This window comes from Rhizobium sp. 862_C5_N1_2, assembly GCF_051811205.1.
Lineage (GTDB): Bacteria > Pseudomonadota > Alphaproteobacteria > Rhizobiales > Rhizobiaceae > Rhizobium > Rhizobium leguminosarum.
The window spans coordinates 2,244,429-2,261,980 of record NZ_JBPWPT010000001.1; the positions used below are offsets into that span (position 1 = coordinate 2,244,429).

The window sequence follows — 17,552 nt, forward strand, 5'->3', positions numbered from 1 at the left end:
AAAGGAAGAGCGGTGTCCGACATCACTCTGAACGCCCCGAAGCTTTTCGATCTCAGCGGCCAGGTTGCCATCGTTACCGGAGCCGGAAGCGGCATTGGGCAGCGCATTGCCATCGGCCTTGCACAGTGCGGCGCCGACGTGGCGTTGCTCGACCGTCGAACCGACGACGGGCTGGCCAGGACGGCTGAACATATTCGCGCCGCTGGCCGCCGTTCGATCCAGATCGCGGCGGATGTCACGAGCAAGTCTTCCCTTGGAGAGGCAATAGCACGGACAGAGGCAGATCTCGGCGCATTGACACTTGCAGTCAACGCGGCGGGCATCGCTAACGCGAACGCGGCGGAAGAGATGGAGGAGGACCAATATCAGACGTTGATGGATATCAACCTGAAAGGCGTCTTTCTTTCCTGCCAGGCCGAGGCTCGCGCCATGCTGAAGAATGGACGCGGCTCCATCGTCAACATCGCTTCCATGTCGGGTGTGATCGTAAACCGAGGGCTGAGCCAAGCGCACTATAACGCCTCCAAGGCGGGCGTGATCCATATGTCGAAGTCTATGGCGATGGAATGGGTCGACCGCGGCATTCGCGTCAACACCATCTCCCCCGGATACACGGCAACGCCCATGAACACCCGTCCGGAGATGGTTCATCAGACCAAGCTCTTCGAAGAGCAAACGCCAATGCAGCGAATGGCAGCAGTGGACGAGATGGTAGGCCCGGCAGTGTTCTTGCTGTCGAATGCGGCAAGCTTCGTGACCGGCGTCGATCTTCTCGTCGACGGCGGTTTCTGCTGCTGGTGATGGCGAGGCGAAAGCTCATTGTCGGCAACTGGATAATGAACGGTCTCGCTTCCTCCCTAGCTGAGATCGAGGCGCTGAAGGGAATAACGGGCAAGACGGCGTGCGATATCGTCGTCTGCCCGCCCTTCACGCCGATCGAACGGGCTGTCGAACGGACGGCGCCCAAGACTGCCTGAATTCGCCAAGATTATCTCGGCAACCGCTTGAGCTCCAATAATCATCGCAGGGCAGGTCACGCCCAGATTTGCTGTTTACCGGGAAGGAAAGAGCATGAAACGCTTCGAAGATAAGACGGTCGTGATCACGGGAGGCAGCCGCGGCATCGGCGCTGCCATCGCCAGACGCTTTGCGCGCGAAGGCGCCAATCTCGTCGTTTCGGCCAACGAGGAGCTGGTCCACGGCGTTGCCGAACAGATCCGGGCCGAAGGCGGCAAGGCGATCTCCTTCATCGGCGACGTTACCGACAAGGCAAGCGTCAAGGCCCTCTACGATGCCGCCGAGAAGGAATTCGGCTCGGTCGACGTCTCGATCCAGAATGCCGGCGTCATTACCATCGCCCGGGTCGAGGACCTGACCGAAAACGAGTGGGACAAGGTGATGGCCGTCAACACCAAGGGCGTCTTCCTCTGCGCCCAGGAGGCGATATCAAGAATGCGCAAGCACAAGCGCGGCGGCCGCATCATCAACACCGCCTCCGGCCAGGCCCGCGACGGCTTCATCTACACGCCGCATTATGCCGCCTCGAAAATGGGCGTCGTCGGCATCACCCAGAGCCTGGCCAAAGAAGTCGCGACCGAGAAGATCACCGTCAACGCCTTCTGCCCCGGCATCATCGAGACCGACATGTGGGCCTACAACGACCAGGCCTGGGGCAAGCTGCTCGGCAACTACGCCCCCGGCGAACTGATGAAGGAATGGGTCGAGGGCATCCCGATGAAACGGGCCGGCTCCGGAGAGGATGTCGCCGGCCTGGTCACCTTCCTCGCCAGCGATGACGCCGCCTATATCACCGGCCAGACGATCAATGTCGACGGCGGCCTGATCATGTCCTGATGCATGTCGCCTAAAAGTGCGCAGTGGTTTGGGACAACGACATGCATGGAAGGACCAAACCACCAACCAAGCACTGAAGGCGAGCCGGTCGTCGCCTCCATGTGAACAGTGTGTCCATCGGCGTTAGGGCAGCTTTGCATTTTTGCCCGGTCGACTGACCTTGCCATCTGCCTATTTTTGATCCTATCTTTGAAATGTTCTCAGGGCGGGGTGTAATTCCCCACCGGCGGTATCAGGAGTGATCCTGGAGCCCGCGAGCGCTTCCGGCACCACAGCGCCGCGCGTCTTTCAGACGCGCAAACGACGCTGTAGCACTTTGAATTGCTGGAAGGTCAGCAGATCCGGTGAGATGCCGGAGCCGACGGTATAGTCCGGATGGAAGAGGACAACACGGGCAGTCGCACTCCATCACGGAGTCCGCTGACGTTTGTTCGCCCAAGGGCAGAAGGCTCGCTCACGGATTGAGCCGAGCAGACCATGTCAGTACGCTGACATAACCCTTGAAAGGCCAGACAGCATGACTATCGCAACAATTGAAGATGCCATATCAGCCATTGCCAGCGGCAAGATGGTCGTCGTCGTTGACGACCAAAACCGGGAAAACGAAGGCGATATCGTGGTCGCGGCCGATGCCGTCACTCCGGAAACAATCGCCTTCATGATGACCCACGCCCGCGGCCTCGTCTGCATTGCCATGGAAGGCGAGCGCCTCGATGCGCTCGATATTCCGCTGATGGTGCCCAACAACACGGAATCGCACAAAACCGCCTTTACGGTCTCCGTCGATTATCTCAAGGGCACGACGACGGGCATCTCGGCTGCCGACCGCGCCGCCACCGTCCGCGCCCTCGTCGACGATCGCGCAAAGCCAGATGAATTCGCCCGCCCCGGCCACATCTTTCCGCTGCGCGCCAACCCCCGCGGCGTGCTCGGCCGCCCCGGCCATACCGAAGCCGCCGTCGATCTCGCCCGCCTCGCCGCAAGGGTCCCCGCCGGCGTCATCTGCGAAGTCGCCAACGACGATGGAACCATGTCCCGTCTGCCCGAACTCACGCTCTTCGCCGAACGCCACAACCTACCCCTCGTCACCATCGAGGATCTGGTCGCCTACCTCGACCGCCAGGCGGAAGGAGACATACGCGAAGTCGCCTGATCGATGCCTTAGTTGCGGCGGCATAGCCCGCCGCAACAAAGAACGTGCCGCAGCGATAACCTGACGGCACCTTCCCTTGCCGGCCCTATGTCCGGCTGATCGAAACCCCACCATCTGCAAGCATCGCCGTGCCGGTCACGAAGCTCGACATGTCGGAGGCGAGGAAAAGCGCCGCATTGGCGATCTCTTCGGGTTGCGCCATGCGTTTCAGCGCATGCAGCCCCTCCACGAAGGCGAGCACTTCCGGCGTGGCATCGGGCGCGTTGGTGATGCTGGCGGGTGTGTCGGTGCCTCCGGGAAGCAATGCATTGACGCGGATCTTCTGCGCTCCGAGTTCAGCGGCGAGCACCTGCACGAAGCCGATCAGCCCCGCCTTGCTCGCCGCATAGGCGGCCATGCCAGGCATGCCGACGGTGTGGCCGACGAAAGTCGAGGTGAAGATCAGCGATCCGCCGCCTTTTCCCATCGCCGCCGACTGGTGCTTGGCGCCGAGGAAGGCGGCGGTGAGATTGGTCTCGATCGTCTCGCGCCAGCCCTCCAGCGACAGCCCGGCGACCGGCCCCATCTCACCGAGGATGCCGGCATTATTGAAGGCGATGTCGAGCCGGCCGAAACGCGAAACTGCCGTCTCGACGAGCCTTGCCTGCAGCGCCTCGTCCTTGACATCGCCTAATATGGCGACGGCCTGACCACCCTCCGCCTCGATTTCCGCGATGACGGCATCGAGCGCATCCTGCCGCCGACCGGTGACTACGAGCTTGGCGCCTTGCCGTGCAAAGAGTTTCGCCGCCGCGCGGCCGATGCCGGAACTTGCGCCGGTAATGATTGCGATCTTGTCGTTGAGAAGTGTCATATCGGTCTCTCCTGGGTTGTTACGAGACCTGAGATGCTCAAACATCAGGCGATGCAGCCACCCGTTTCCCGCGCAGGACGAGAAAAACGCCTATGGCCGAACCGGCAACGCGACGGACGTCCTCATCGACGCCTTGATCGCGGCGTCGGAAATATCGGAATTCACGTTATAAAACAGGCATTTGTCGGACTTCCGCCCACACGCCTGCATTGACATCAGTGCCATTGTGCACCGCATCATCGATTTATGCCTGGTGTGACATTCATCCGATTCCCTTCATGCATCTTCGCGACTAAAAGGGGCGCACAGGTAACGGGAATCTCTTCATGCCGCGGTCACGCAATACTCAGGGCGCCATCTATATGAGCATGGCGATGGCCGGCTTTTCCGCAAGCGACGCCCTATCCAAATCGGTGATCGCCCATATGAACGCCGGCGAGATCATGTTCCTGCGCGGCCTCTTCACCAGCCTGCTGGTCTATCTGATCGCCTGGAAAATGGGCGCGCTGCGCTCCTGGCGGGTCATGCTGCAGCCGATGATTATCTTCAGGATCATCTGTGAGACGCTCTCCGCCGTCACCTATATCACCGCGCTCGGCTTGATGCCGATCGCCAATGCCTCGGCGATCCTGCAGTCGCTGCCGCTGGTCGTCACCTTCGGTGCAGCGCTGTTCTTCGGTGAGCCGGTCGGCTGGCGGCGCTGGTCGGCGATTCTCGTCGGCCTCGTCGGCGTGATGATCATCATCCGCCCCGGCCCGGAAGGATTCACCGCCGCCGCCCTGCTCTGCGTCGCCGCGGTGCTGACGACGGCCGGCCGCGATCTCGCCACCCGGAGCATCAGCCCGGAAATTCCCTCGCTGATGATAACCGTCATCACTGCCATGTCGGCCTCCTTCTTCGGCGCACTGCTCATCCCGCTGCTCGGCGGCTGGCAGCCGGTCAGCGCCACCTCGCTCGGGCATCTCGTGCTCGCCTCGGTACTGGTGCTCGTCGGCTACCAGTCGGTCATTCTCGCCATGCGTACCGGCGAAATCTCCTTCGTCGCGCCGTTCCGCTATACCAGCCTGATCTTCTCCTCCCTGCTCGGCTTCCTCTTCTTCGCCGAAGTGCCTGACAGCTGGACGCTCGTCGGCGCCGCGATCGTCATCGCCTCCGGCCTCTATACGTTCTATCGTGAGGCCAAGCGCCGCGTATCGCCGATCGCGCAGGAATCCGCGCCGCGCGCGCCGGTCTGAGGAAGGATGATGGCTGAATTCTCGCTTGGCAGATCTGATATAGCAGGCGTCGTATTGGCTGGCGGCCGCTCGCAGCGCATGGGCCGCGACAAGGCAGGCGTGATGCTCGGGGCCGAGAGCCTGCTCCACCATGTGCTGACCCGCCTCTCGCAGCAGGCCCCGCTCGTTGCCGTCAATGCCGATGCCGCCGCCGAGGGCGTGCCTGTCGTTCCCGACCGATTTCGCGGTAAGGCCGGGCCGATGGCCGGCATCCATGCAGCCATGGTCTATGCCGCCGGCCTGCCCTCGATCACCCATGTCGTCACCGTCTCGGTGGATTGCCCATTCTTCCCGGCCGATCTCGTCGCCCGGCTGGCGGCAGCGATCGAGCACCCGTCGCAGATCGCCATTGCCGCCTCCGAGGGCCGCAGCCATCCCGTCTTCGGGCTGTGGCCGGTGACGCTGGCCGCCGATCTCGAAGCCTGGATCACCACCGACGAGAAGCGCCGCGTACGCGACTTCCTGTTACGGCATGACGTTACGGAAGTGGCGTTTCCGCTGCATCCGACCCGCGCCAGCCTGCTCGACCCTTTCTTCAACATCAATACGCCCGACGATCTCGTCGAGGCGGAACGCTGGCTGGAGGCCCTTCGCGGATGACCGCACCGAAAATCTTCGGCATCGCCGGCTGGAAGAACTCAGGCAAGACGGGGCTCGCCGTCCGACTGGTGACGGAGTTCACCCGCCGCGGCTACAGGATCTCGACGATCAAGCACGCCCATCATGATTTCGACATCGACAAGGTCGGGGCCGACAGCTACCGCCACCGCCAGGCCGGCGCCCACGAGGTCACCATCGTCTCCGGCACCCGCTACGCCATCATGCACGAGCTGCGCGGTGCCCCCGAACCTGAGTTCGAGAAGATCCTCGCCCGCCTCGCCCCCTGCGACCTCGTGCTGATCGAAGGTTACAAGCGCGAGCCGATCCCGAAGATCGAGGCCCGCCGCCTGGAGGCGGCAAATCGTGAACCGTTGGCGCCGAGCGATCCCCATATCTGCGCTATCGCCGCCGATCATGCCGTCACGGATACGGCCCTGCCGGTCTTCGATCTGGACGACACGGGCGCCATCGCCGATTTCATTGCTGGCATCGTCGGCCTTGGACAGGCCACGGCATAATTCTTAAATCGGAATCGATTTAAGGACACAATGATGCAGCGCTTAAAAGTGTTACAGCGTCCTTTGCGCGCCTGAAAGGACACGCGGCACTATGGGCGCTGAGCCCCGTGCACCACTGCCGGACCTGAGAAGCTGAATTGTTTCGCTTGCCATCGCCTTGGCGATTTCCTTGGCGAGCTGGGCCTGATCATAGGGCTTTGCCAATCTCGGAAGATCGATATCGGTGCCGGCAGGAAGATCGGCGTAACCTGTCGCCAGCACGATCGGCAACGCAGGATAAATGTCCCGCGCGGCCTGGGCAAGCTGTGCGCCGGTCATACCAGGCATCGAATAATCGGTTATGACAAGGTCGAAATGCTGACCACTGCTGATCAGTTCCAGCGCCTGCGCGCCGGAGTTTGCCTCGACGACCTCGTGGCCGAGATCTTCAAGCATGTCGACCGAACTCATGGCGATCAAGGCATCGTCATCGACCAGCAGGATCTTCAGTCTGGATGCAGCTTGCGGAACGGGCAGTTCCGCTTCGATCACCCGCTCGGGGCGCTGTTCGGTTGCCGGAAGCCACAACTCAGCGGTCGTCCCGACCCCAAGTTCGCTTGTCAGACGAAGTGCGCCATTGAGCTGAACGGCAAGCCCGTGGATCATCGATAAGCCGAGGCCCGTGCCCTTTCCGAGTTCCTTGGTCGAGAAAAACGGATCGACCGCCTTCTTCAGCGTCTCCGCGTCCATGCCGGTGCCGCTGTCGGCCACCGCCAACACAAGATAGGCGCCCTTGTCGAGAGTGCCGTCATCGCCGGCCACCTGCGCATCACGCAGCGATATGGATAGCGTCCCGCCATCCGGCATCGCATCGCGGGCATTGACCGCAAGATTGAGCAGCGCCAGTTCGAGCTGGTTCGCATCGACCAGCGCCGGCGGCAGGGTTGCCGGCAGGATGGTTTCGATGCTGATCGAGGATCCCACAGAGCGCCGCAGCAGATCTTTCATGCCGGAGACCAGCTCGGCCAGATCGATCGGCTTGACCTGCAGATCCTGCTGTCTGGCAAAAGCCAGCAGCCGCTGCGTCAGCGCCGCCCCGCGCCGCGCACCCTGAACCGCCCCGTCGACCAGACGCGTCGCCTTGGCATCTCCGGCAACATGCTTGCCGAGCAGCTCCAGATTTCCGAGAACGACCATCAGCAGATTGTTAAAATCGTGTGCGACGCCGCCGGTCAGTTGGCCGATCGCCTCCATCTTCTGCGATTGGCGAAGCTGCTCCTCGGCTCTTTCGCGCTGGGACACTTCCTCGAGCAGGGTCTGGTGAGCCGCGTTGACCTCTTTGGTCCGTTCCCTCACGCGCTCTTCGAGGTTTTCATTGAGCCGTCTCAGATTTTCCTCAATGGTCTTGCGGACGGTGGTATCGGAGCAGACGCCGACGAGTTTCATGGCGGAACCATATCTGTCGGAATAAAGCTGCGCGTGGACCTCGGTCCAATGCAGCGATCCATCCGGCCAGATCGTCCTGTGCTCGATCGAATAGTCGCGCCCAGTATGGATCGTCTGGCGCAACCGTGCCAGCACAAGATCCCGGTCGTCGGGGTGGATACTTGCGATCAGATCGTCGCGTGTGACATCCTCATCGGGGCTTCGGCCGAAGATTGCTTTGCAGGTGGCCGAGGCCGACAATGCCATCGAGGACAGCTCCAGCTCCCATGCCCCGAGACGACCGGCGGCGAGAGCGGTCTGCAACCGCCGCTCTCCCTCGCCCAGAGCCTCAAGCCGGGTTCGCGCTTCATATTGGCGCAGGCGCCCCTTTAATGCGGTCCGGGCCACGCTGATGAAGGAGGTCGCATGGAACGGCCTTTCCAGGAAGGTGACGTTGCCAAGAACCTCGGAAAGCCTGGCAGCGGCCGGATTTCGTTCAGGTCCGCCACCACGTGTGGTGAGCACGATGAACGGTAGGTCAGACCAGCTCGGCTGGGCCGAAACCCAGGCGGCGATCGGCTTGAGATCGCTCGAGCGAACGGCCTCCTCCGTCAGGACGCCAAGCGCGACGTCATCGCTGAGCGATGACGCGAACATAGGCAGGTCGGTGGTGGCAATCGATGCCAATCCGGCCTCATCGACCAATGATCTCGCCACCCAGGCATCGCGACCGACGGGGGTGTAGATCAATGCTTTCGGTTTGCCGGAATTAGGAATTGCCGCTATCCCCGCCATCGGTCGCAAGGAGCGGCGTTGAGGTCGTGACAAATTCGGGAACGCCGCGAAGCACGCCCTGGAACCCGACGAGAGGATCGCCGAACCTCAAGCCGGAAGCGTCTATGCGATACTCCCGGATGGTATCCTCGTGAAAGCCGGTCCTCTTCTTGATCACCGAGACTGCCCGCCGCACCTTTCCGGCCGCCTCGAAGTAACGCAGCAGAATGACGGTATCGGCGAGATAGGTAACGTCGACAGGTGCCTTCATGTCACCGACCAGCCCGTGCTGGGCCACGGTGAGAAAGGTGTTGGCGCCTTGCCTGTTCAAATATTGCAGCAGCTCATGCATATGAAGGATCAGCGAATTCTCATCCGGCATCGAAGCCTGGTAACCGTTGATACTATCGATGATGACGGTTTTCGCATCCGACTTGTCGACGCAATTGCGCACGCGGTGGGCGAATTCGCCCGGCGACAGTTCGGCGGCATCGAGCTGTTCGATGTGGATATGACCCGCGTTTCGCATGGCTTCGAGATCCATTCCGAGCGCCTTCAGCCGCGTGAAAAGCAGGCCCAGCTCCTCGTCAAAAATGAAGGCGGCCACTTTCTCGCCGCGCGCGACCGCAGCCATCAGGAATTGAAACGAGAACGTGCTTTTGCCGGTACCGGCGGGACCAAGTATGAGTGTACTGGAACCTCGCTCCAGGCCACCTCCGAGAAGCAGATCCAGTTCTGCAATATTGCAGGAAATCTGATCACGTGCGTAACTCGACCTGTGTTCGGCGGCGACGAGCCGCGGAAAGACTTTAACCCCGCCAGTCTGGATGATGAAATCGTGATAGCCGCCGCGGAAGGCCTGTCCGCGATATTTTATGACCCTGAGACGTCGGCGTTCGGAGCCGTAGCTCGGCGCCATCTCTTCGAGATGGATGACGCCGTGCACGACGCTGTGCACTGTCTTGTCGAGCACCTCGGACGTCAGATCATCGAGCAGAAGGACTGTCGCGCCTTGTCGGGCAAAATAATGTTTGAGCGCGAGGATCTGCCGGCGGTAGCGCAACGAGCTTTGCGCGAGCAGCCTTATCTCCGACAGACTGTCGAGAACCACGCGACGTGGCTTGATCCGCTCGAAAGCGGCAAAGATTTCCTTTGTCGTCTCTCCGAGTTCAAGATCCGACGAATAAAGCAGGCTCTGCTGCTGGTCGGCATCCAGCAGGCTTTCCGGAGGCACGACCTCGAAGACCTCGATATTCCCATCGATCACCATGCCGTGCGATGCGGCACCGGCCCGAAGTTCGCTCTCGGTTTCCGAAAGGGTGATGTAGAGCCCCTGCTCGCCGAGCCGCGCACCTTCGATCAGAAACTGCAGCGCAATCGTCGTTTTGCCAGCTCCCGGATTCCCCTCCAGGAGAAAAACGTGCCCCGGCGAGAGGCCCCCCGCCAGAACTGTATCCAAACCGGACACGCCGGTCCGAGCTTTCGTGGCAGGTGCCGCAGTATTCATTCACTGTTTCCTTCAATTTCAAGTATGAATTAGCGGCGAGTGATGGAATGTCAAATCACTGGCAGGCATGAGTTCGCTTCCGGCAAGAGCCGATCACTCCTGGTTCGGATATATGCCTGTCCGGGCGGCCCGACATAGTGGGCGTCTATCCTCGATAGCGAAGTGCATCGACGACGAGGGCGAATGCCGGCGACGTATGCCGGCGGCTCGGATAGTAGAGATGGTAGCCGGAAAACGGCAGACACCAATCCTCGAGGACGCGCACCAGCCGCCCGTCGGCAAGATGCGCCTCGACCAAGTCCTCCGGCATATAGGCCAGCCCAAGACCAGCCAGCACCGCGTTCAGCCGCAGGGCTATATTGTTGAAGATCAACTGTCCTTCGACCCGAACCCTGAGCTCGCGCCGGTCCTTCTCGAACTCCCACGCATAAACGCTGCCATAGGTCGGCAGACGCAGATTGATGCAATTGTGATCCGTAAGATTCTGCGGCGTCAGCGGCATCGGCCTGGTGTCGAAATAGGCGGGAGCGCCGACCACGGCCATGCGCATGTCGGGGCCGATGCGCACCGCGATCATGTCCTTCGCCACCTGTTCTCCCAGCCGCACCCCCGCATCGTAGCGCTCCGCGACGATGTCGGTCAGACCGTAGTCGACGATGATTTCGACATTGATATCGGGATATTCAGGCAGGAGCTTTTGCAAGGCGGGCCAGAGGACGGCATCGGCCGCATGCTCGCCGGCATTGATGCGGATGGTGCCTGCCGGCTTCTCCCGGAAGGCGCTCAAGGCAGCCAACTCACTCTCGATCTCGTCGAGCCGCGGTCCGATGGAGACGAGCAGGCGTTCGCCGGCCTCTGTCGGCGCGACGCTGCGGGTCGTGCGGGTCAGCAATCGCAGTCCAAGCCGCTCCTCGAGCCCGCGGATGGTGTGGCTGAGCGCCGATTGCGACACACCCAGCTTGCCCGCCGCCTTGGTGAAGCTCTGTGCACGCGCAACGGCGAGGAAGGCGATGAGATCGTCGACGGCAGGGCGTGACATTTATGAAAATTCCTCATGGGTTCTTGCCGTTTATACCATCTAATCGCAACCGGGCGCACGCCCTAAATACCTTGTTACTCGAGTGGACACGTCCACCCCGACATCGAAAGGAAGACAAAGATGGATATCAAGCGAAGCGGTTCGCAGCCTTCGGCCAAGGGACCAGCCGATTGGTTTACCGGCAGCGTGCGTGTCGACCCACTGTTTGCCGTGACCAGCCCCGCACGCGCGGCTGGCGCCAGCGTCACCTTCGAGCCCGGAGCCCGCACCGCCTGGCACACCCATCCGCTCGGCCAGACGCTGATCGTCACATCGGGCTGCGGTCGCGTACAGCGCGAAGGCGGCCCGGTCGAGGGGATCCGCGCCGGCGACGTCGTCTGCTTCGCACCGGGTGAACGCCATTGGCACGGCGCATCGCCGACGACGGCGATGACCCATATCGCCATCCAGGAACAGCTCGACGGCAAGGTCGTCGACTGGATGGAGCATGTCACCGACACGCAATACCAAGGTTAGAAGAGGAAACTTCTATGCAGAAGCGTGAACTTGGAAAGAGCGGACTTCATGTCTCAGCCATCGGTCTCGGCTGCATGGGGCTGAGTTACGGTTATGGCCCTGCGACAGATATTCAGGAAGCGACCGCACTGATCCGGCGGGCATTTGAACGCGGCGTGACCTTCTTCGACACGGCCGAGGCCTATGGCCCCTATAAGAACGAAGAGCTTCTGGGAGAGGCCTTGGCGCCCTTTCGCGAGGAGGTGGTGATCGCCACGAAATTCGGTTTCAACTTCGATGCCAATGGCGGCCAGAGCGGCATGAACAGCCGCCCGGAACAGATCCGCGCGGTGGCCGACCAGGCGCTGAAGCGTCTGAAGACGGATGTCATCGATCTCTTCTACCAGCATCGCGTCGATCCCGATGTTCCGATCGAGGATGTCGCCGGCACGGTCAAGGCGCTGATCGCGGAAGGCAAGGTCAGACATTTCGGCCTCTCGGAAGCAGGCGCCCAGACGATCCGCCGCGCCCATGCCGTCCAGCCGGTGGCAGCACTACAAAGCGAATATTCGCTGTGGTGGCGCGAACCTGAGCAGGAAATCCTGCCGACGCTGGAAGAGCTCGGCATCGGTTTCGTGCCCTTCAGCCCGCTTGGTAAGGGCTTCCTGACTGGCGCGATCAGTGAAACGACCACCTTCGACAGCAAGGATTTCCGCAACGTCGTGCCACGCTTTTCTCAGGAGGCGCGAAAGGCCAACCAGGCGCTCGTTGATCGTCTCGGAGAAATCGCCGCCCGCAAAAAGGCAACCTCCGCCCAAGTGGCTCTCGCATGGCTGCTGGCGCAGAAGGCCTGGATCGTGCCGATCCCCGGCACTACCAAGCTGCATCGCCTCGAGGAGAACATCCAGGCCGCTGAAGTCGAACTGACGGCTGAGGATCTTGCCAGCATCGAAAGCGCGCTGGCCACGATCAAGGTGGAAGGCGATCGTTATCCCGCGCATCTGCAGGCAAGGGTCAACCGTTAAAAGCGGCCGACGGGCCATGAAGGCGACGTCTCATCTCCAAGGCTAGAACACCAGAAGAGAATGGGCCGCAGTCACTTGCGGCCGATTCTTGATAGATTGGATCATCGTCTCGGCGCCGGTGCATTCTCCTGGAAAGCCGGTATCGATTCCAGTCTGGCGACGATCTCCGCGATATTGGGCCAGCGGGCGAGATCGAAGCCGAGGCGCCGGGCGCTGATCGCCTGCGGGAAGAGGAAGATCTCGGCAATACCAGGCTGATCCGCAACGGCGAAGGCTCCCTGCCTGCGGCCGGCGATCATCGTCTCGACCGCGGCCATTCCCTCGCCGACCCAATGACGATTCCAGGCAGTAATGGCATCGGCATCCGCCTGGAAGACCTTGCCGAGATGCAGGCCGATCCGCGGGGGCAGCAGCGCATGGATCTCGGCTGCGATCGCAAGCGCGATCGACCGCGCCTGCGCCCGGCCTTCCGCAGTGTCCGGCAATAGCGGCGGTTCGGGCTTGATCTCGTCGAGATATTCGACGATCGCCAGCGACTGGGTAAGGAGGAGACCGCTATCCGTCAGCAAGGCCGGCACGAGCCCCTGCGGGTTGACGCTGCGATATCCGGCCTGCCGGCTCTCGGCATCCTCACCGAGGATGCTAACCGGCAGCGCTTCTGCCGTCAGTCCCTTGAGGGCGAGCGCGATGCGGACGCGAGATGTCGCCGAGGAAATTTCATTCTGATAGAGCTTCACGGTCTTTCTCCTTTGGTGAGGTCAGAAGAGGAGTTGTCGACCCCGGGATCGGCTGGAGCGGCCTCTGCTCCCCCGAAGGCGAAGCTGCGGATGCCGCCGTTACGAGGCCCGCAAGCGGCGAAGGCTCCTGCGAGTTTATGTCGTAGATGCAGGGCGCGGCGAAGACCGCCACTCCCAAAAAACAGATGATCATCAATCTCATCAAATCCTCCATCGACGAGGCCCGATCGGCCTCGTCCTGCTTGTTTTCGGCTCACGTCCCCTGTCCGCCGCAGCCAATGGCCGGCGACGAATCCATCCATCAGGCAACGGTCAATTCGACATGGATATTGCCGCGCGTGGCCTTCGAATAGGGGCAGGTCTGGTGAGCCTCTTCAATGAGGGCTCGTGCCGCATCGGCTTCGATCCCGGGCAGGCTGACCTTGAGACGGGCCTGCAGGAAATAGCCGCCATCGGCGGTTCCCAAATCGACCTCGGTGTCAACGGCAAGATCGGCGGGAAGCTTGACCTTTTGATTAGCCGCGGCGAAACCGATCGCGCCGATGAAGCAGGCAGACCAACCGGCGGCGAAAAGCTGTTCGGGATTGGTGCCGGCGCGGTTGCTGCCCGGAGGCGAAAGCTTGATATCAAGCTGGCCGTCGTCGCTGTGCGACGCGCCGTCGCGCCCGCCCGTCGTGTGGGTCTTGCCGGTATAGAGAACCTTGTCGATCTTTGTCATGGAACACTCCTTGTGTTGCGTCGCTCCAGGCGACTGGCCGCGCTACGCGGCCGGGTTGACGGAGTGTGGTTTGACCGACGGATATATCCGCCATGTTTCCGAAATCGCCCGAAATGTCACAAAACGTAGCATCCGATATCGAGGACATCCTTACATACAAACATCTCGAAATTTTGCGGTGACTGCCGACGTCAACGGATGGTGACTTCTGCCGCCAGACCACCGCCGGCGCGATTGTAGAGCCGGAGTGATCCGCCGATCTTGGCCGTCAGCTGCTGGGCGATCGCAAGACCGAGACCGGTGCCGCCGGTCTCCCGGTTGCGGGATTGTTCCAGCCGGAAGAAAGGCTGCATGGCGGCTTCCAGCATATCGTCCGGAATTCCCGGCCCGCGGTCCATGACTGATATGACGATATCGTTCTCGGCGCTGCGCGCGACGCTGATCTCGGCAGCGCCGGCAAACTTCAGCGCATTGTCGATGAAATTCGACAGGATGCGGCGAAGAGCATGCGGCTTGGTGAAGGCAGCACCCTGAACCAGGCCGACCACGGTGACGGCCTTTCCAGTATCCTGGTAGTCGTAGGCTATGCTGTCGATGAACGAGGCGAGATCGATGCGGGCACTCTTCTCGCCATTGCCATGCGCGCTGCGTGCATAGGCAATGCCGTCCTGAACGAGGCGCTGGATCTCGCCGAGATCGTGCACCAGCTTGTCTTTCTCCGGCGAATCCTCCGCCATGTCGGCGCGCAGCCGCATGCGGGTGATCGGCGTCTGCAGGTCATGCGAGATGGCCGCCAGTATCTGGACGCGCTCTTCGAGGTAATGGGCGATCCGCTCCCGCATCGCGTTGAATGCTCTTGCCGCATGCGCGACCTCGCTCGGCCCCGCCTCACTCATCGCCGGACCGTCCTTGTTCGGGTCAAGCGCATCGGCGGCGGCGGCAAGCTCGCCGAGCGGCCGGATCGCCTGGCGAACCGCAAACCAGGTGCAGAGGATGAGCAGCGCCATCTGGACGACGAAGACGTAGGGCAGCCATGCGGCAATCGGCATGACGCCCTTCGGCGTGACGTCGATCGTCAACGGGCTTCCGTCGCTGAGCGTCAGATGCGCCTGCAGCCGGTTCACATCGCCAGGAATTCGTTCGATCCGGATCGGAAAGCGGTGCCCGATGGCCTCCTCGATCTTTCCTGAGATTTCCGCCCCTTTGCTTGACGTGTCAGGCACGCCGGGAAGGCCGGGCCCAAGCACGAAACGATAATTGCCGCGGCTCAGCCGATCGAGCAGATCGCCGCGTTCGCCGGGCGGAAGCCGATCGAGAACGGCAATCGACGTTGCAACGTCACTCTCCAGCGTGCCGAGCATCACGGCTTTGGCCGACATGTAGCGCTCCATATAGAGCACACTGAACGACAGCCCGTAGGCCAAGGCCAATCCGATCAGCAGGATGAGAAAGATCCGCGACCGCAACGTGCTCGGCCACGTCAGGCCCGAACGTAAGCGGATTGCCGCCTTCATTGGCGCAGCTCCGAGATCTCGACCGGAACCGAAAACACATAGCCTTCGCTGCGCACCGTCTTGATGTAGGTCGGTTCGCGCGCATCGTCGCCCAGCCTCTGACGCAGGCGGCTGACCAGGAGATCGATCGAGCGATCGAAGAGATCGGCATCGCGGCCCTGCGTCAGGCTCAAAAGCTGGTCGCGATTGAGCACCCGCTGCGGATGGTCGATGAACACGCGAAGCAGACGGTATTCGGCGCCGCTGAGCGCAATCGCGGTCCCTTCCTTGTCGAGAAGGTGCCGGGCCACCGTATCGAGCCGCCAGTCGCCGAAAGTCAGCAATTGTCCGGCCTCGCTGATCTGCAGGTTGGGCGGCAACATCCGCGTGCGCCGCAGCACCGCCTTGATGCGGGCGAGCAGTTCCCGCGCGGCAAAGGGCTTGGGAAGATAGTCGTCGGCGCCCATCTCCAATCCGAGGATTCTGTCCATCTCGTCGGTGCGGGCCGTCAGCATCAGGATCGGGATCGCCTTGTGCCGGCCGGCGCGCAGTTCACGGCACAGCACCAGCCCGTCATCGCCGGGCATCATCACATCGAGCACGATCAGGTCGACGGCATTGGATTCGAGAAAACCGCGCATCTGGCGCCCGTCAGCGGCAACGCTCGTGCGCAGGCCGTTCTTTTGCAGGTAGCCCGATACCAGCTCGCGGATTTCGCGATCGTCATCGACGATCAGGATGTGATCGACATGATCCATATTTCCCTATTCCTTACCGATAGAAGCGGCCCCCGCCCTCGGCCTCGATGTCCAGGCGGTTGACGCGAGCTACGCATATTCCGCCGGTCGGAGCAACGAGGCTCCGCGACCGGCGGCGCCGACATTAGAAGCGATCGACATCTATGACAGCTTGCGCGAAGGCCTGCGGCGCTTCCTGCGGCAGGTTGTGGCCAATGCCGCCGTCGATCGTCCGATGCTCGTATTTGCCGGAGAATTTTCCGGCATAGGCGGAAGGCTGCGGATGCGGCGCACCGTTTGCATCGCCCTCCATGGTGATGGTCGGCACCGAAATGACAGGCGTTGCGGCGAGCGTCGTCTCGTAGGCATCGTACTTGGCCTCGCCTTCGACAAGCCCCAGGCGCCAGCGATAATTGTGTATGACGATCGCGACGTGATCGGGATTGTCGAAGGCAGCGGCCGATCTGTCGAATGTCGCATCGTCGAAGTTCCACTTCGGCGATGCCGTCTGCCAGATAAGCTTTGCGAAATCATGCGTGTTGCTCTCGTATCCCTGACGGCCGCGTTCGGTAGCGAAATAGAACTGGTACCACCAGGCAAGTTCGGCTTTCGGCGGAAGCGGCTTCTTGTTGGCCTCCTGGCTGCCGATCAGGTAGCCGCTCACCGATACCATCGCCTTGCAGCGCTCGGGCCAGAGCGCCGCCATGATGTTGGCGGTCCGCCCGCCCCAGTCGTAGCCGGCAATGACAGCCTTCTCGATATCGAGCGCATCGAGCAGCGCGATCATATCGGCGGCGAGCGCCGACGGCTGGCCATTGCGCGGCGTCTGGTCGTCCAGGAAGCGGGTCGTCCCGTAACCGCGCAGATAAGGCACGATCACCCTGTAACCTGCCGAGGCAAGCAGCGGCGCGACATCGACGAAACTATAGATGTCATAGGGCCAGCCGTGCAGCAGCAATACAACAGGGGCATCCGCCTTTCCCGCCTCGGCATAACCGATGTCGAGCACGCCTGCCTTGACCTGCTTCAGCGCTTCGAAGGACGTGTTGGTTCCGGGCTTTATAGCTGGCACCGATGCGGCAGTCGCAGAAGACTGGGCGGCGGCCGTGCCGGCCACCCCGAACTCGACTGCCGCGAGGGCGACTGCCGTCATGCCGAAGAAACGGCGGCGGTGGTGGTTGATTTGCTCTGACATCGGTCTCTCCTGTCGAATGGATCACGGTCGCGAAAAGGCGCTCTACTTGTATCCCCGATATGTCGTAAGCAACCGTTTTTTGAATACGGATGTAGCTTCCGGCCGCCTGGATACATTCCGATACAATCGCACCGACCGAGCAGAGCCTCGCACCGCCGCGGCCATTTCCGCTGCTG

Annotated in this window: 18 protein-coding genes and 1 riboswitch; of the genes, 9 read left to right on the forward strand and 9 right to left on the reverse strand. The window is 61.8% G+C overall.

Going from position 1 to position 17,552, the window contains the following annotated elements; genetic code table 11:
- Nucleotides 1-12: 12 nt before the first annotated feature.
- The 4 genes from ACD590_RS11310 (at nucleotide 13) to ribB (ending at nucleotide 3,007) form a co-directional block, all read left to right on the forward strand.
- Complete coding sequence (locus ACD590_RS11310; RefSeq protein WP_028733040.1) at nucleotides 13-801, forward strand: SDR family oxidoreductase; 789 nt, start codon at nucleotides 13-15, stop codon at nucleotides 799-801.
- A gap of 35 nt (nucleotides 802-836) precedes the next feature.
- A complete protein-coding gene (locus tag ACD590_RS11315) occupies nucleotides 837-977 on the forward strand; it encodes a hypothetical protein (RefSeq protein WP_162710255.1) in 141 nt (46 codons plus the stop codon).
- 94 nt (nucleotides 978-1,071) lie between these two features.
- The gene (locus tag ACD590_RS11320) at nucleotides 1,072-1,854 is read left to right on the forward strand and encodes a glucose 1-dehydrogenase (RefSeq protein WP_018446376.1); all 783 of its coding nucleotides are present in this window, start codon (nucleotides 1,072-1,074) and stop codon (nucleotides 1,852-1,854) included.
- A 192-nt stretch (nucleotides 1,855-2,046) separates the two neighbouring features.
- Nucleotides 2,047-2,245, forward strand: a riboswitch (FMN riboswitch).
- A gap of 126 nt (nucleotides 2,246-2,371) precedes the next feature.
- A complete protein-coding gene (gene ribB, locus ACD590_RS11325) occupies nucleotides 2,372-3,007 on the forward strand; it encodes a 3,4-dihydroxy-2-butanone-4-phosphate synthase (RefSeq protein ID WP_439002569.1) in 636 nt (211 codons plus the stop codon).
- An 85-nt stretch (nucleotides 3,008-3,092) separates the two neighbouring features.
- Here ribB and ACD590_RS11330 read toward each other — a convergent pair whose 3' ends face one another.
- The gene (locus ACD590_RS11330; protein WP_439002570.1) at nucleotides 3,093-3,860 is read right to left on the reverse strand and encodes an SDR family oxidoreductase; all 768 of its coding nucleotides are present in this window, start codon (nucleotides 3,858-3,860) and stop codon (nucleotides 3,093-3,095) included.
- Between the two features lie 326 nt (nucleotides 3,861-4,186).
- Between ACD590_RS11330 and ACD590_RS11335 the strand changes: the two genes are divergently transcribed.
- From ACD590_RS11335 to mobB, 3 genes are read left to right on the forward strand one after another with little or no spacing between them, the layout of a single operon-like run.
- Nucleotides 4,187-5,095, forward strand: coding sequence for a DMT family transporter (locus tag ACD590_RS11335; protein WP_028733042.1), 909 nt, complete (start codon nucleotides 4,187-4,189; stop codon nucleotides 5,093-5,095).
- 9 nt (nucleotides 5,096-5,104) lie between these two features.
- Entirely contained in the window at nucleotides 5,105-5,734 is a 630-nt protein-coding gene (gene mobA / locus ACD590_RS11340) for a molybdenum cofactor guanylyltransferase MobA (RefSeq protein ID WP_047621368.1), read from the forward strand.
- A complete protein-coding gene (gene mobB / locus ACD590_RS11345) occupies nucleotides 5,731-6,252 on the forward strand; it encodes a molybdopterin-guanine dinucleotide biosynthesis protein B (RefSeq protein WP_439002571.1) in 522 nt (173 codons plus the stop codon). Before mobA ends, mobB begins: the two co-directional genes overlap by 4 nt.
- Nucleotides 6,253-6,303: 51 nt before the next feature.
- Here the strand turns inward: mobB and ACD590_RS11350 are convergent, their stop codons facing one another.
- The 3 genes from ACD590_RS11350 to ACD590_RS11360 all read right to left on the reverse strand — a co-directional run bounded on the left by ACD590_RS11350 (nucleotide 6,304) and on the right by ACD590_RS11360 (nucleotide 10,976).
- Nucleotides 6,304-8,451 carry an ATP-binding protein gene (locus ACD590_RS11350; RefSeq protein ID WP_439002572.1) on the reverse strand — a complete coding sequence of 716 codons (2,148 nt, stop codon included), beginning with the start codon at nucleotides 8,449-8,451 and terminating at the stop codon, nucleotides 6,304-6,306.
- On the reverse strand, nucleotides 8,426-9,937 hold the full coding sequence (locus ACD590_RS11355; RefSeq protein WP_018242308.1) for an ATPase domain-containing protein: 1,512 nt from the start codon (nucleotides 9,935-9,937) through the stop codon (nucleotides 8,426-8,428). The genes ACD590_RS11350 and ACD590_RS11355 overlap by 26 nt, the downstream gene beginning before the upstream one ends.
- A 145-nt stretch (nucleotides 9,938-10,082) precedes the next feature.
- The gene (locus tag ACD590_RS11360) at nucleotides 10,083-10,976 is read right to left on the reverse strand and encodes a LysR family transcriptional regulator (protein WP_439002573.1); all 894 of its coding nucleotides are present in this window, start codon (nucleotides 10,974-10,976) and stop codon (nucleotides 10,083-10,085) included.
- A 120-nt stretch (nucleotides 10,977-11,096) separates the two neighbouring features.
- On the opposite strand from ACD590_RS11360, the gene ACD590_RS11365 reads away from it, so the two are divergent.
- Both ACD590_RS11365 and ACD590_RS11370 read left to right on the forward strand, forming a co-directional pair.
- Nucleotides 11,097-11,492 carry a (R)-mandelonitrile lyase gene (locus tag ACD590_RS11365; protein WP_018446384.1) on the forward strand — a complete coding sequence of 132 codons (396 nt, stop codon included), beginning with the start codon at nucleotides 11,097-11,099 and terminating at the stop codon, nucleotides 11,490-11,492.
- Between the two features lie 14 nt (nucleotides 11,493-11,506).
- Nucleotides 11,507-12,496 (forward strand): aldo/keto reductase, encoded by a 990-nt coding sequence (locus tag ACD590_RS11370; RefSeq protein ID WP_018446385.1) that lies wholly within the window; start codon nucleotides 11,507-11,509, stop codon nucleotides 12,494-12,496.
- 101 nt (nucleotides 12,497-12,597) lie between these two features.
- Here the strand turns inward: ACD590_RS11370 and maiA are convergent, their stop codons facing one another.
- From maiA to ACD590_RS11395, 5 genes are all read right to left on the reverse strand, one after another.
- Nucleotides 12,598-13,233, reverse strand: coding sequence for a maleylacetoacetate isomerase (maiA, locus tag ACD590_RS11375; protein WP_018446386.1), 636 nt, complete (start codon nucleotides 13,231-13,233; stop codon nucleotides 12,598-12,600).
- A 301-nt stretch (nucleotides 13,234-13,534) separates the two neighbouring features.
- On the reverse strand, nucleotides 13,535-13,951 hold the full coding sequence (locus ACD590_RS11380) for an organic hydroperoxide resistance protein (RefSeq protein WP_018446387.1): 417 nt from the start codon (nucleotides 13,949-13,951) through the stop codon (nucleotides 13,535-13,537).
- 191 nt (nucleotides 13,952-14,142) lie between these two features.
- Complete coding sequence (locus ACD590_RS11385; RefSeq protein WP_115157442.1) at nucleotides 14,143-15,465, reverse strand: sensor histidine kinase; 1,323 nt, start codon at nucleotides 15,463-15,465, stop codon at nucleotides 14,143-14,145.
- On the reverse strand, nucleotides 15,462-16,202 hold the full coding sequence (locus ACD590_RS11390) for a response regulator (RefSeq protein ID WP_018446389.1): 741 nt from the start codon (nucleotides 16,200-16,202) through the stop codon (nucleotides 15,462-15,464). Before ACD590_RS11390 ends, ACD590_RS11385 begins: the two co-directional genes overlap by 4 nt.
- A 124-nt stretch (nucleotides 16,203-16,326) precedes the next feature.
- A complete protein-coding gene (locus ACD590_RS11395; protein WP_018446390.1) occupies nucleotides 16,327-17,376 on the reverse strand; it encodes an alpha/beta fold hydrolase in 1,050 nt (349 codons plus the stop codon).
- Nucleotides 17,377-17,552 lie beyond the last annotated feature (176 nt).